12 protein-coding genes are annotated in these 14,091 nt (G+C 69.4%); 10 read left to right on the top strand and 2 right to left on the bottom strand.

Going from position 1 to position 14,091, the window contains the following annotated elements; translation table 11 throughout:
- Positions 1–669: 669 nt before the first annotated feature.
- The 8 genes from ABZS80_RS24570 to ABZS80_RS24605 all read left to right on the top strand — a co-directional run bounded on the left by ABZS80_RS24570 (position 670) and on the right by ABZS80_RS24605 (position 7,656).
- Positions 670–1,197: a DUF4352 domain-containing protein gene (locus ABZS80_RS24570; protein ID WP_355059352.1), complete on the top strand. Its 528-nt coding sequence runs from the start codon at positions 670–672 to the stop codon at positions 1,195–1,197.
- An 82-nt stretch (positions 1,198–1,279) separates the two neighbouring features.
- On the top strand, positions 1,280–1,966 hold the full coding sequence (locus tag ABZS80_RS24575) for a hypothetical protein (RefSeq protein WP_355059353.1): 687 nt from the start codon (positions 1,280–1,282) through the stop codon (positions 1,964–1,966).
- Positions 1,967–1,977: 11 nt separating this feature from the next.
- The gene (locus ABZS80_RS24580) at positions 1,978–2,796 is read left to right on the top strand and encodes an RNase H family protein (RefSeq protein WP_355059354.1); all 819 of its coding nucleotides are present in this window, start codon (positions 1,978–1,980) and stop codon (positions 2,794–2,796) included.
- Positions 2,797–3,229: 433 nt separating this feature from the next.
- Entirely contained in the window at positions 3,230–5,719 is a 2,490-nt protein-coding gene (locus ABZS80_RS24585) for an AAA family ATPase (protein ID WP_355059355.1), read from the top strand.
- A complete protein-coding gene (locus ABZS80_RS24590) occupies positions 5,716–6,120 on the top strand; it encodes a hypothetical protein (RefSeq protein WP_355059357.1) in 405 nt (134 codons plus the stop codon). Before ABZS80_RS24585 ends, ABZS80_RS24590 begins: the two co-directional genes overlap by 4 nt.
- The gene (locus tag ABZS80_RS24595; RefSeq protein WP_355059359.1) at positions 6,117–6,557 is read left to right on the top strand and encodes a DUF4190 domain-containing protein; all 441 of its coding nucleotides are present in this window, start codon (positions 6,117–6,119) and stop codon (positions 6,555–6,557) included. Before ABZS80_RS24590 ends, ABZS80_RS24595 begins: the two co-directional genes overlap by 4 nt.
- A gap of 114 nt (positions 6,558–6,671) precedes the next feature.
- Complete coding sequence (locus ABZS80_RS24600; protein ID WP_355059361.1) at positions 6,672–7,163, top strand: hypothetical protein; 492 nt, start codon at positions 6,672–6,674, stop codon at positions 7,161–7,163.
- 31 nt (positions 7,164–7,194) lie between these two features.
- Positions 7,195–7,656: a hypothetical protein gene (locus ABZS80_RS24605; RefSeq protein WP_355059363.1), complete on the top strand. Its 462-nt coding sequence runs from the start codon at positions 7,195–7,197 to the stop codon at positions 7,654–7,656.
- Positions 7,657–7,696: 40 nt separating this feature from the next.
- Here the strand turns inward: ABZS80_RS24605 and ABZS80_RS24610 are convergent, their stop codons facing one another.
- Positions 7,697–7,831 carry a hypothetical protein gene (locus ABZS80_RS24610; RefSeq protein WP_355059365.1) on the bottom strand — a complete coding sequence of 45 codons (135 nt, stop codon included), beginning with the start codon at positions 7,829–7,831 and terminating at the stop codon, positions 7,697–7,699.
- 44 nt (positions 7,832–7,875) lie between these two features.
- On the opposite strand from ABZS80_RS24610, the gene ABZS80_RS24615 reads away from it, so the two are divergent.
- Positions 7,876–8,364 (top strand): TetR-like C-terminal domain-containing protein, encoded by a 489-nt coding sequence (locus ABZS80_RS24615; RefSeq protein ID WP_355059367.1) that lies wholly within the window; start codon positions 7,876–7,878, stop codon positions 8,362–8,364.
- A 147-nt stretch (positions 8,365–8,511) separates the two neighbouring features.
- The gene (locus ABZS80_RS24620; protein WP_355059451.1) at positions 8,512–9,159 is read left to right on the top strand and encodes a CatB-related O-acetyltransferase; all 648 of its coding nucleotides are present in this window, start codon (positions 8,512–8,514) and stop codon (positions 9,157–9,159) included.
- An 869-nt stretch (positions 9,160–10,028) separates the two neighbouring features.
- Here the strand turns inward: ABZS80_RS24620 and ABZS80_RS24625 are convergent.
- The gene (locus tag ABZS80_RS24625; protein ID WP_355059452.1) at positions 10,029–13,790 is read right to left on the bottom strand and encodes a carbohydrate-binding domain-containing protein; all 3,762 of its coding nucleotides are present in this window, start codon (positions 13,788–13,790) and stop codon (positions 10,029–10,031) included.
- Between the last annotated feature and the right edge of the window lie 301 nt (positions 13,791–14,091).

Here is a 14,091-nt window from a genome sequence, read left to right on the forward strand (position 1 = left end):
TATGGGGCGGTACAGCCGGCGCGGACGGCGGCACGGAGGGCAGCACCGGTGCCGGCAGCCGGATCGAGGACCGCGCCTCCACCGACATCGGCCAGTCGGGCCATCAGGTCGGCCAGGTCATCGGGGGTGGCGAGGGGCGACCCGGGCCGGGGGCGGAGAAGCCCTGCCACAGCTCGCCGAAGGCGCCCTGCGGACCCAGCTCGTCGACCAAGGCGTCGACCTCGAGAGCAGGTCGGCGAGTTGCTTGTCGACCTGCCTGGGAGCTGGTCGCTCGCCGCGTTGCCGCGCCAGCAAGTACTCCCGATGCTGGCGAACGCCGCGGCACGGCTTTCCTTCGCCACGGGGGAGGTGCCGCCAGAGTCGGTCGGCTCGGAACACCCTGGGGAACCTTGCCCTGGATTGCGGAGCCACTGCTCGACCTGGGACAGGTCGAACTCCAGGCTGGCCGTCGTGCCGCCCATCGGGCGGGGAAGCCGGCGTACCGCTTGCGCCAGTTGCTCCACCGCCGCACGACCAACCTCCCCGCGAGCCTGGCGATCTCCGCTGCCGTGATGGTCAAGTTTCCGCGCAACCTCCGCGGTGTCATACCCGTCAGCCAAGATGCGTGTTGACACTGTTAACACGCTCTGGTCTTATTGACATCGCCACGTCGAAAGCAGGAGGAAAACGATGCGCAAGACCACCACTCTGGCTCTGATCGCCACCGGCCTCGTCGCCCTTGGGTGCGGCGCGGGCAGCACCGGCGAGGGCAGCAGCAGCAAGTCCGACGGCGGCACCAAGGGCGACGACAAGCCGAAGAGCGCGAAGATCGGCCAGCCGGCCCGGGACGGGAAGTTCGAGTTCACCGTCAAGTCGTCCAAGTGCGGTGTCGCGAAGGTCGGCACGTCGATGATCGGCGACAAGGCCCAGGGGCAGTTCTGCCTGATCACGGTCAACGTCAAGAACATCGGCAAGGAGGCGCAGACCCTCGACGGCAGCAGCCAGAAGGCCCTCGCCGCCGACGGCACCGAGTACTCCTCCGACACCGAGGCCGGCCTCTACGCCAACAAGGAGGCGAGCACCTTCTTCGAGGAGATCAACCCCGGCAACCAGGTGACCGGCGTGTTCGTCTTCGACATCCCGAAGAACGTGAAGCTCACCAAGCTCGAGCTCCACGACTCGATGTTCTCCGGCGGCGTGACCGTGTCCCTCACCTGATCCACCGCTCGGCCTGGGGCGGGCGCCACCGCCCGCCCCGCCCTTTCTCCTATCCCCACCACTGTTCACAGAGGAGACCGTCGTGACCGACCCGACCCAGCCCATGCCGCCCCATCAGCCTGACAACCAGGCCGCCATGCCGCCACAGTCGGCGCCGACCCCGCCCGGTGCCCCCGCTCCCCCGTTCGCCGCCCAGCCGCAGGACGCCACGCTCGCCGGCTCGCCCAGCCCGACCATTCCGGCCAAGCGCTCCAGCGCCCGAGCCTGGATCGTCGGCGGCATCGCCCTCGTCATCGCCCTCTGCTGCGGCGGGGTCGGGATCGCCGCGCTGAGCAACGGCGATGCCGAGCCGGCCGCCGATGTTGCGTCGTCGGCCGCGCCGAGCATCACGACGGCCGATCCGACCAGCGCGGCGCCCATGACGTCGGCACCGACCACCGCGCCCGCGACGACGGCCCCCGCCCTTCCTCTCTACGACACGCCCACGAAGAACGACTTCAAGCTCAAGGTCAAGATCCTGCGCAAGCAGTGCTTCGGCAGCGCCGGCTGCAACGTCACCTACCGGATCGACGTGACGTACACCGGCAGCGGTCTCGACCCGTCCAAGACGTACGAGGTGACCTATCAGGTGAAGGGTGCCGAGGACCCGATCATCAACACCTTCGAGGTGACCGGGGAATCCGCCTCCGTGCAGGAGGAGGAGATGGCGAGCACCAAGCGTTCCGGGGACAAGCTGACCGCCGCCGTCACTGACGTCGCCGAGTTCTGAGGGAGAAGTTCGTGCGTCCCGACGAGTTCCTCCGCGCCCTGGACCTGCTCCCCGGTCCCCTGAACGCCCGCGCCCTCCCCCTGCGCCGCTACGTCCACCGCACCACCTGCACGGACTGCCAGCGGATCGGCGACGCGGTCACGCTCGCGCTCACCGCGGCGAACTACGACGAGCTCGACTCCGCTGGCGAGCTTCTCGACACCGCCGAGCGGCTCGCCGCCGCGCACGGCACGGCCTGCCGGCCGCAGCCGGACCAGGAGCGTGGTCGCGGCCGCATCGGGCGCTGGGCGGCGACGTCCGCGCCGGTCGTCGCCGCGACCGACGCCAGCTGGAAGGGCCGCGCCGGCGGCATCGCGTACGTGGTAAGCGACGGCCACTACGGCCTGCAGGGTCGGGGCACCGGCCGGCTCGACCCGACCGGCGCGTCCCGAGTGCTGATCAACGAGCTGCGCGCGGTCGACTTCCTGCTCTCGGCGTACGAGGATGCGCCGGCGGGGATGACGCTGCTGCTGGACAGCACGGTCGCCCTGCGCTGGCTGCGCCGGTGGCAGGCCGGCGAGGTGTCGGCGATGCCGGCCGGCTACAGCCTGCGCCAGCGCCGGTGGGCCGACCGGCCGACGCTGGTCCGGCTCGCCGAGACGGTAAGCCACCGGCCGGACCTGTCCTTCCAGCACGTGAAGGGGCACAGCGGGCACGCCCTCAACGAGGCCGCCGACGGCCTGTCGCACATGGCCCGCCGCCGGCTCGAGGAGACCTTCGACGTTCGTCCACGGGCACATGCCCTGGTCGACGCCTTCCTGCACGACTGGCACGCGGCCCTCCCCCACTGACCCAGCCCCGCCGGTCGATCCGCCGGGCCCGCCGGCTGATCCATTGCCGACAGATCACCACAGCGCACCAGCTTCCCCACCACCCACCGGGCGGGTCGACGAGTCATCGGCCCGCGGACACCACGCGCCTGGAGGAAAAGACGATGACCTCTGTACAAGCCCTCTGGGCTTTTCCGGGACTCCACTCGCACCAGTCGGTCGGAGTGCCGGGCGCCGCGCCGACCGTCCGGCTCGGCGGGTCGTTGCGGTAGTCGACAGGCCGTCGCCGGCCTGCTCACGCCGTCGGCCGGCCCCGACTGTCCTGTTGCACTGCCGGCCTGAACGCCGATCACTCCACAGAAGGCGACTGCACACCGTCGTCGCACCACCACCGCCAGCGAACCGGCCCGAGTCGGAGTCATCCACCTTCCCTGCCCTCCCTGGAGGTCGCCTGATGAACCACACCGAACCCCTGGTCGAGCTGATCTTCGACCGGCTCGCCACCGACGACGTACCCGACGACACCGCCGAGGTGGTCCTCGCCGCGCTGAGCGGCGAGGCCGACCTGGCCGCGGCGCTCGCCGGCGCGCCGACCGCGCTGGAGCCGCAGCGTCCGGCGGCGGACGAGCCGCGGGAGCGGATCTGGCTCTCCTCCGTCACCGTCGCCGGGTTCCGCGGCGTCGGCCCGGAACGCACCCTCGCCATCGAGCCCGGCCCGGGGTTGACTGTGGTGGTGGGTCGCAACGGCTCCGGCAAGTCCAGCTTCGCCGAGGCCGTGGAGCTGGCCCTGACCGGGGACAGCGCGCGTTGGGCGGACCGCAACAGCGTGTGGCGTACCGGGTGGCGCAACCTGCACGCCGGCGACCCGTGCCGGATCGCCGTCGAGCTGCGGGTCGACGGGGTGGCCACGCCCACCCGGGTGGTCCGTTCCTGGGCACCGGACGCGGAGCTGGGCGACGCCGAGGTGGCGGTCACCAGCGCGCGCGGCACCCACCGGGACCTCGCCGAGCTGGGGTTGGCCCGGCCGCTGGAGCTGTACCGGCCGTTCCTCACCGCCGCGGAGCTGGGCCGGCTCACCGCCGGCACGCAGAGCCAGCTCTTCGACGCCATCTCCGCGATCCTCGGCTTGGAGGCGATCACCGACGCCGACCGCCGCCTTATGGCCGCCGCGCGCCCGATCGACACCGCCATCAGGGAGGTACGCGGACAGCGCGCCGCCCTCGCCGCCAGCCTCGCCGGGATCGACGGCGACCGGGCCTGGGGGGCCGCAGCGCTGCTGCGCACCCGGGGTGCGGCCGACCTGGCGATGCTGACGGCGATCCTCGACGAGCCGGAGGACCCGACCGCCGACGAGGCGGTGCTGCTCTGCCGGCGGCTGGTGGCGATGCAGCTGCCCGACGCCGACGAGGTGGCCCGGCTGGCCGGGCAGCTGCGGGAGGCCGCCGCGGCGGCGCGCCGGCACGACGGCGGCCGGTCGCGGGCGTCGCTGCGCAGCGCCGAGCTGCTCCGGCTGGCCATCGAGCACCACGACGACCGGGGTGATGGGCCGTGCCCGGTCTGCGCGACGGGCCGCCTGGACGGCGACTGGCGGGCCAGCGCGGCGGCGTCCCTGGCGGAGCTGCGCGACCGGACCCTCGCCGCCCAGGCCGCCGCTTCCCGGCTGACCGCGCTGCTGCAGCGGGCGCACTACCTGATCGACGACCTGGACGTGCCCACCGGTGACGCCGACGGGGTGCCGGTCGCCGACCTGCACGCCGCGGTGACGGCGCTGCGGCTGACACCGGGCGGGCCGGAGGAGCTGGCCGACCACCTGACCGCCCGGTACCCGGCGGTGCTCGCGGCGGCGGAGACCGCGCAGGCGTACGCGAAGGGTCTGCTCCGCCAGCGCGACACCGGCTGGCAGGCGGTGGCCGGCGAGCTGCGGGCCTGGATCGCGTCGGCCGCAACGCTGCCGGAGCAGGAGCACGCGCTGGCCCGGTTGAAGGCGGCGCGGGTGTGGCTGAAGGAGACCGGGGCGGAGCTGCGCAACCAGCGGGTGGCGCCCTTCGCGGAGCACTCGCAGCGGATCTGGGCGCAGCTGCGGCAGGAGAGCAACGTCGAGCTGGGCGCGATGACCCTGGCGGGCATGAACACCCGGCGGCGGGTGGTGATCCCGGTCAGCGTGGACGGCGCCGACAACGGCACCGCCCTCGGGGTGATGAGCCAGGGCGAGATGCACGCCCTCGGGTTGGCGACGTTCCTGCCACGCGGCTGCGCGCCGGAGAGCCCGTTCCGGTTCATCGTCGTCGACGACCCGGTGCAGAGCATGGACCCGGCCAAGGTGGACGGGCTGGCCCGGGTGCTCGCCGAACTGGCCGAGCAGCGGCAGGTGGTGGTGTTCACCCACGACACCCGGTTGCCCGACGCCCTCGCCCGCCTCGACCTCGGCCGGTCCCGCATCGTCGAGGTGACCCGCGCGGAGCGGTCGGTGGTGACCCTGCGGCCCGGCTCCGACCCGGTGACCCGCTACCTCGACGACGCCTACGCGCTGGCCCGCACCGAGGAGATCGCCTCCGAGGTGCGCGGGCCGGTGGTGGCGGAGCTGTGCCGCTCGGCGATCGAGGCGGCCTGCCACCGGATCGTGTGGCGGCGACGGGTGGCCCGCGGTGTGCCGCACGACGACATCGAGCACACCGTCGTGGCGGCGTCCCGGCGGCTCACCACCATCGTCGCGCTGGCGCTGTTCGACGACGCCAACCGGGGCGGCGACGTCCTCGGGTATCTGAGTCGCCGGCACGGGTCGCGGGCGGTGGGCGCGTACAAGGCGTGCAAGGAGGGCGTGCACGGGGCGTACCTGTTCGACCTGCCCGTCCTGGTCTCCGACGCCCGCCACCTCGCGGAGGCGCTCCGGGCCCACGTCAACGCCGTGCCCGCGCCCCGCGACGGCGCCGAGGTGCGGTCGTGACCGCGCCGACGCCCCGGCGCTGCCTGGCGGTGGCCGACCAGATGCTGCGCGGCGCCGGCCCGCTCGGCGCGGCCGCGGTGACTGCCGGGTGGTGGCCGCGGGCGTGCGCCTGCCTGATCCGGCTCGCCCTCGAAGGCGGCATCGACGCCTACTGGCGGCGTACCCGACCAGTGGTGGCCGCGTGCCGGCAGGGCCGGGCGAAGCAGCTGATGCTGCGCGGCCGGTTCGGGCCCGGCCCTGCCGTCGCCCGGCGGGTCGCCTTCGCCTGGGCGGCCCTGTCGGCCGCCGCCCACCACCACTGCTACGAGCTGGCGCCGACGGCCGCCGAGCTGCGTCGCCTGCACACCGAGGTCAGCGCCCTGCTCACCCACCTCGATGGAAGAACGGAACCGCACCGATGACCTACCCGCAGCCCGGCCTCGACCCCACCCGCCCGCAGCCGCCGCTGCCCGCCGTCCTGGGCCCCTATCCCCCGGTGTCCGCGCCCACCGGCGCGTACGCGCCGGTCCCGGCCTTGCCCTACCAGGGCGGCGGCTACCCGCCCGGCGGGCAGCGGCTCACCGTCCAGCCCATCCTGGCCTCGGGCATGGCGACGGCGTCGCTGGTGCTCGGGATCCTCGGCGTGCTCGGCGGCTGGTGCCTGTTCGGGCTGCCCTGCGTCCTGGCGGTCATCCTCGGCCACCTCGCCCTGCGGGAAACCCGGGACGGCATGCGGTCGGGGCACGGCATGGCGGTCGCAGGTCTCGTCCTGGGCTACGTCTTCGTCGGCCCGATGATCCTCTTCACCGTCATGGTCTTCTTCGGCAGCGTCCTGACCGCGGCAACCCCGACGTCCTGAACCGGGGCGGAACAACAGGTGTGACACGCAGCCGCCACCGCGGCCCGGCAACAGGCGCCCACAAGGCCGCCGGAAAGACAGGAATGCATGTCTCCGAAGAATCCCCTCCACGCCGTGCCCGACCCGTCCCTCGAACTGTCCCGGCGGGACGACGGCTTTGTCGTCACGGCCCGCTGGCACAGCGACACCGGATCGGACGAGATCAACGGACCGGACGAGGTCGTCATCCGCATCCAAGACGAGGCAGGCCCCGAGGTACGCCGGCACGGCATCACCTCGGCGGTCCTGCACCGGACGGGCCGGCAGGTCGACGACATGGTGGCGGAGTTCCACGACATGCCCAGCGTCGGCGCCTACCAGGTGATGGTGGGCCGATACATCGAGAACCGGCTCGCCGAGCTGGCCCAGACCCGCGGTGCGACCGCGGACGGCTTCGAGGCCGACCTGCTCGCGGTCTACGAGGACCTCGCCAGCCGCCGGCACGCCGACCCGCTCGGTGCCCTCGCCACCGCAACCGGCCGGACCCGCGCAGCCCTCGGCCGCCTGCTCGACATCGCCCGTCAGCGAAACAACCAGGGGGGACCCTCACGTGAGCGCCTCGCATAGAGCCACGGTGACATCGTCAGAGCCGGGCCGCGTGTGGTCGGAAGTCTTCCACCGCAGCCGCATCTCACCCCACGTGTTCGTCGTCGCCCAAGCCGCAGCGGACCAGGTCAACCAGGTGGTGGCCGGCCTCGGCCTGCCGCGGGCCACCTCGAACAGCCTGTTCGACAACGCCCACTGGGCGACCTCGCTGCTCGACGGCGCCGTGACGCGGCTGCGCACCTACGGCCTGCCCGCGCTGCCCAGCGGCACCCGGGTGTACGGGCACCGGCCGCTGCGACTGCTCTGCCACCTCATGGAACTCCGGCCACCAGCCCGCGCACTGACCGGCGAACGGCACGTGCCAGACATCGACCAGTTGCTGGCCGACCTCGACCGGCAGCGGCAGGCCGAACCCCAGGCGCTGCTCGCCCAGGCTCGTACGGCCATGGCGAACGACACGCAGGAGGTACTGACGGCGGTCCGGGTGTTCTTCGGAGACGAGCGACTGACCTGACCGCCGTCGAGATATCCGGATAGCTGCATGCGCATCCCCGTCATCGGCTGGCAGGAACGCCGGCGGGAGCGTCGGCACGGCGCTGGATGCCGCGGGTTGGCTTGGCCGGCCGCCTGCCCAGCGGCCATTCAACGACGGCCAGGTTGATCACCCGGCCGGCGAGCATCAGCAGCACCCGGTTGAGCCCGGCGGTTGGCCGGCCAGCAGGATCCAGGGCAGGTGGGCCAGCACGGTTTCCGGCGCCGCACTCTACGGATCCTGAAGCAGTGGACCGTCGCCCTTAACCAGGAGTACTGCGACCAAGGCAACGGCCGCAACCGGGGCACGACCGTGCAGCTCGCTCCCGACGACCACGTCAAGCCGCTCGCTCGGCGGAAGAAGATCCGCTACGAGGAGCTGGCGCCCAAGCTGGACAGCAACACCTCCACCGCCGACAACGCCTTCACCGCCGGCACCGTGGCCATGACCTGGAATCCACCGACACGAGGGGCCGAATGGGCTCCCTGCGTTGAGCAGGCCGTACAGCGCGCGGAGCTGCCGCCAGGTACGGATGCCGCCGAAGTTGTCCGCGCCGTCTCGGCACCCCTTTATTACCGCTTGCTCATCAGCGGAGATCCCGTTGACGCGGCTGCAGCGGACCGGGCCGCCGAGGCGGCAGTGGCAGCCGCCCGTGCCGGCGTCTACGCGCCCGCCAGCGGTCCCAACTGACGTTTCGGGACGCGCCCGTGGCGGATCGGTCTCGGGACGTACGTGACACGTCCGACTTGACGATCTTGATCTGGTGACAGCCGGTGCGGGGCTTGCGATCATGCTTACGTCACACATCACTTTGCGACCGAGAGGAGGCAACTCGTGATGCCAGATGTTCCCGCCGATCCGAACGTGCTGCACCCGATGCCCGAGCAGCCGCGTGTGGTGCTGCTGAAGCCGCTGGTCACCTCTCCGCTGATCGAGGTCGGAGAGTTCTCCTACTACGACGACCCGGATGATCCGACTGCCTTCGAGACCCGCAACGTGCTGTATCACTACGGGCCGGAGAAGCTGATCATCGGGAAGTTCTGCGCACTGGGCGAGGGCGTGCGCTTCATCATGAACGGCGCCAACCACCGCATGGACGGCCCTTCGACCTTCCCTTTCCCGATCATGGGTGGTTCGTGGGTCAAGCACTTCGATCTCATCACCGGCCTACCTGGACGGGGTGACACGGTGGTGGGCAACGACGTCTGGTTCGGACACCGCGCCACGGTGATGCCCGGCGTCCGTATCGGCAACGGAGCGATCATCGCTTCCGAATCCGTCGTCGTCGATGACGTCCCCGATTACGGCATCATCGGTGGCAACCCGGGCAGGCTCATCCGCCGCCGCTACAGCGAGGAGGACATCACCCGCCTTCTGGCGCTCGCCTGGTGGGACTGGCCACATCAGCACATCACCGAGCACATCCGCACGATCATGTCCGGGAGCATCGCCGACCTCGAGGCCGCGGCACCCAAACATCGGTAGCGGCAGCTCAAGGCCCCCCGGCCGGGAGAAATGGCGGGCCAACGGCAAACAGTTCACGGCCCTGTTCGGCCGAGGCGGCGGGAAGGTGACGTTCAACCGGATCGGCCGGGAGAAGCGGCATCACCCACCGGCTGACCGAGCCCCGCTCAGCCACCACTTGGCAAGGTCGAGCGGTTCCACCAGACCCTGCAACGGGAGCTCCTCGACGACACTGAGGTCTGGGCCACCCCGGAGGAAGCCGGGCCGCCATCGACGTCTCCCGGCACGAATACAACACGCGACGGCCGCACCAGTGCCTGCGTCCCCGGCCGACGGTTCACCGCCTAGCCTGCCGAGGAGCAGCTGCCTCTGCGGCTTCCGCCGGCGCTGACCAACACCATTCCCGAGCCCCGCCGGCCGCTGTCGGCAACACCGCCGACACCCCCCACTGCCGGTCGGGCACGCCCTCGTCGCTGCAGCGCCAGTGGCAACCGGGGACGACATCGACCTGACCGTGGAGATCACCCGACACCGATCCTGGCACCAGTCCAACCAGGACCGCCACCGCGAGTCTCACAGATGCGTACATCGTGGCTTCACTTGATGCGTGAAAACGATCGGTCTGTCGAAGGATCGGTGTAACGCCACCGCCCGCTTGGCCCTTGGCTCACCTACCAGCCGGGAACGCAAACGGTGCACGCCTCAGTGGATCTCAGCGAGCACCGTGGGGTAATGGTTTGTGTCCGAGGGGCGACGGCAACCGGACATCCATGGTCGCCATCAACCGTGGCCTGCAACTGGCGCCCCGGGTAGCGAGAGCCAACGGACTGGCGATGCCGTTGGGATGCGGTTCGTGTGCCAGGATCGACACAGAACGTTCCCAACACGGGCTACGCCTGGCTATGGGCCGCGGAACCTCCCTGTGCGCCCACCCTCGTGAGCTTGATGTAGTCGATGACGATCGACCCTGATCTCACGGCCTCAAAGCGGACCGGATGCTGCCCGGCCTCCGCGAAGGTGAGCCGCCCCAGGTTCACCGGGACGTATTGGTTGGCCGTCGAGCTGTTCTGGTCGACCGCCGCCCCTCTCGCGGCGCCGTCCACGTACGCCTGGACCGTCGCCCTCCCGGCCGTGTTCGTCTTGTACTGGTACGAGACGTCGTAGTTGCCCGCGATGGGAACATCGACCAGGAACTGGATCCACTCCCCGGCGGGCACCGAGCTGGTCTGCAGGTACGTCCTCCCGTTCGTCGAGGAGGTCGACAGGGTGATGCTGGGGATGCTCCTCTCGACCGAGCCGAGCTGCGACTCCCCCTCGATCACCAAGTCAGGTGTGACGACTATCCGGTACTGCGCTCGCGTTGTGCCGTCTTGCGCCGTGACGACCAGGGTGTCCCCGGTGTCGAGCGACGCGTCCGCGCTCCTCGGCCTGCCGTCGGGATCGGCGATCGCATACGTCTGGGCGGTGCCGTCCGTCGACTCGATCTGCGTGGTCAGGTCGGCCACCGTGGATCCAAGCACCGTCGTGACGACCCTCGACTGGGTGTCCAAGCCCGTCACGTTCTCGTGCCCGCTCCGCTTGAGCTGGATGGCGATGTTGTGCGGGTCTTTCACGCTCGGCGGATAGGCTTGGGCGTCCGGCACCGTCACGTTGGTGAGGTCTTGCAGGGGGGTCAGTTCTTGCCCCCAGGTGCCGTCGTAGAAGGCGGAGTCACGCAGGGTGATGTTGCTGGCGTTTTTCAGTTGGATGACGCTGGGGTTGTTCGTTCCCCTCACCATCGTCAGACCGTCGAGCTCCGCGTTCTTGACGTCGTCGAGCACGAACGCGTAGCGGTCGTCGTTGCTCTCGAAGTTCGTCGTCACGTTCTTGAGGCTCAACCCCTGCACGTGCCTCGCCCAGAACCCGTAGGAGGGCTGCACCCCGAAGTCAGCGACGTTGTACTTGCCCACGCCCAGCTCCGGAGGGCTGATCTGCGAGTCCTCGTAGCTGTTGCCGCCTTTGACCAGCAGGTTCACATTCTCGAACGTGACGTTCTCGACGTAGCCGATGCTGCGACCGTCCGGGAGGGCCGGTCCGCCCTCCCCGACCTTGTAGCCGGCGATGATCGGCGTCGCCTTGTTCTGGTTGGTGTAGGGGACCCACCGCTTCGAGGGGTCGCTGTACTGGCTGCCCCCGTAGACCTCTTCGATGTTGACGTCCTTGATGTGGACGTTGCGGACATGGCCGATGTTGACGTTGGTGCTGAGCAACTCGTCCCGCTGCACGCCGTTTTCCATGAACTTCGTTCGCTGCGCCTGCCCGCCGATCACCCGGCCGCGGTTGGAGATCGAGATGAAGAAGGGTGCCCGTGTGCGTCGCATCTGCGCCTGGTGGTGGACCGGCCCGGTCCTACCCGAGTTCAGGTAGATGTTCTCGACGGTCGCGCCGTCGTTCGTGGAGATGGAGAAACCGGCCTTGTTGCCGGCCAGCACATAGATGTTGTCGACGTAGGCGTTCCTGATGTCGTCGGCTGTCTCGCTTCCGATCTGGAAGAGGTTGCAGTTCGTGTCGCCGATGACGTTCCGGACGTAGAAGTCGGTCGCCGGCCTGGTGAACCCTAGGGAGGAGTCGCTACCGGGCTTGACGATGTCGTCGGATGTCCCCTTGGCGTAGATGTTCTTGGCGGTGACGTAGCTGCTCTGCATGAAGTCGAAGACGTCCCGGGCTTGGCCGCCCTTGCCCTTGTCGTAGTAGAAGTCGTGCGTGTTGATGTGGTCCGTGCCGGTGGCCAGAAGGGCGAAGTGTCCGGCGTTGTCGACCTTCAGCATGTTGCTGATGTCTGTCTGCTTCGACTCGGTTGTGCCGTCCTTGGTCAGGCTCTTGATGTAGTACGGCTGGTCGGTCGTGGGTGAGTCGGTCTCCTCGTACCAGAGGTCCAAGCCGTTGTTGAGCCCGCCGAACTCGACGTTGGTGCTGAGCTTCAGGGTCACCATCTTGTCGGCCCTGAGATCCGGGGCATTGTCCATGACCTTGTCGGTGGTCACGATGTTGCCGTTGCCCGTGATCCGGCCGTTCCCGATGATCTTGATGTTGTCCACCCTCTCACCGAAGAACATGCTGTTCCGGAAGTAGGTGTGGCCGACATCCTGCTTGGTCGTGTAGTTCTCGGGATCCTCGTAGGGCCCCGGGTCGGTCGGCGACGTACCCGAGCGATAGGCCTTGTCGGAGAAGTACAGGGCCTCAGGCGCGTCGGCGCCCTTGATCGCGGAGATGGTCGCGTCCTTGTCGACATACAGGTAGACGTTGCTCAGCAGATGCACGGTCCGGACGTTGAACGTGCCGTTGTCGAACAGCAACGTCCCGCCGCCGATGTCGTTGAGGTAGCGGATCGCCCGATTGATCGCATCGGTGTCGTCGGCGAGCCCGTCGCCCTTGGCCCCCATCAGCCTGGCGTTCAGCTTGCCGGTGTAGAACCAAGCGACGTTCGACTCGCCGTTGGTCCGACCGCCTCTGACGTCCAGCTTGAAGTTGTACTCGGTGTCCGGTGTCAGGTCCTCGACGTCCACCTGGCCGGCGCGGGCGTCGACCGTGGCCCTGCTCTGCGTCCAGGTTGCGCCCCGGTCCGTCGACTGCAGCAACCTGACGGACGCCGCGTGCTCAGGCGTCGTCCACCGGAATCGCGCCTTCGTGTAGGTGTCCGGGGTTTCCCGGTAGGTCAGGCTCTTGTCCAGCACCCTGTGGAGGTCGCTGACGGTCCTGACGACCTGGAGGGTGGCCGCGGCTGCCGGGCTCGTTAGCTCCTCGGGCTCCGAGGTGGTGTAGGAGGCTTCGAACGAGTAGCTGCCTTGCTTGACCGAGACGTGCGTGAACCGGATCTGCAGGTCGACACCGTTCGACGGCCTGAGGTCGAGCCCATGGAACGTGATGATCTGGCCGCCGTCTTTAAGGCCCTCGATCGTGGCCGTCCCCACCCTCTGGAACCGGTAGCCCGCTCCGACCCTGCCGACCGACTGCGTCGCGAGCCCGGACAGTTTGACCTCTCCCCGCCCGATGACGTTGACAGTCGTGTTGTCCATCGTGGCGCGGATTCCCCGTGGCACCTTCACGCGCACGTCGGTGGCGGGACTTCTCATACCGGCGGTGAAGTTCACGACCACGTCGGAATTGGCATTCGCCGTGATCTCTTTTTGTTGCAGCTCGAGCCGGCCGCGTACGGCGCCCTTGACGATCTCGATGGTGTAGTGGTGTGTCTTGTGTCCTGCGGTCACGGTGAGGACGTCGCCCGGCACGACACGGTCCGTGGGCCGCTTCTGAGCACCCTGCGAGTCCTCGACCGTGTAGGTCTGTGTGGACCCGTCCTTGGCGGTGATTTCCTTGAGCAGCTGGTCCACCGAGTTGACCTCGAGCGTGGTGCGTCCCTGACCCTCTGGAGTGTCCACGGTGTAAATGAACGTGTCACCGGAAGCCAGGGTGATCGTGTTGCTCGAGATGTCAAGGATGTGGACGCCCTCTGCCGAGGGGACGACGGACACGGAATCCGGGGCAGTGGCGCGGCTGACCGGTGCGGGCACCGCGTCAGGCAGCTGCCCGCCTGCGGCAAAGGCGGGTGGGGCGATGGACAGCACCAGCGCCGTCAGAGCGCTTCCCAGAAATGTCGTGCGGCTGGCGTTCATCACGATTTTCGACCTCTACCTTCGATCTGCCCGGCAGCGTCGGCTCGCCGACCGCGAGAAGGAGTCGCACGTGACCGTAGTTCCGCGGCGGGCCCGCAGACCATCAGTTGCCGTGAGTTGCCCTGGCCCTTGCCAAGAGGCCAGAGGCGGTGACGCTGCCGTACCTTCCGGCCGGATGGGCGTCGAACGCCCGGATCCGCCGGGAGCAGCCGGTCGGGATCGAGGTCACGGGTCGCACCCGGAGGTGAGGTCTGCTGGAGGTCAGCACTCGACATCCACACATCGTGGGCAGTGGGCGCGG

The sequence above is a fragment of the Micromonospora sp. NPDC005305 genome, assembly GCF_040607315.1.
GTDB lineage: Bacteria > Actinomycetota > Actinomycetes > Mycobacteriales > Micromonosporaceae > Micromonospora.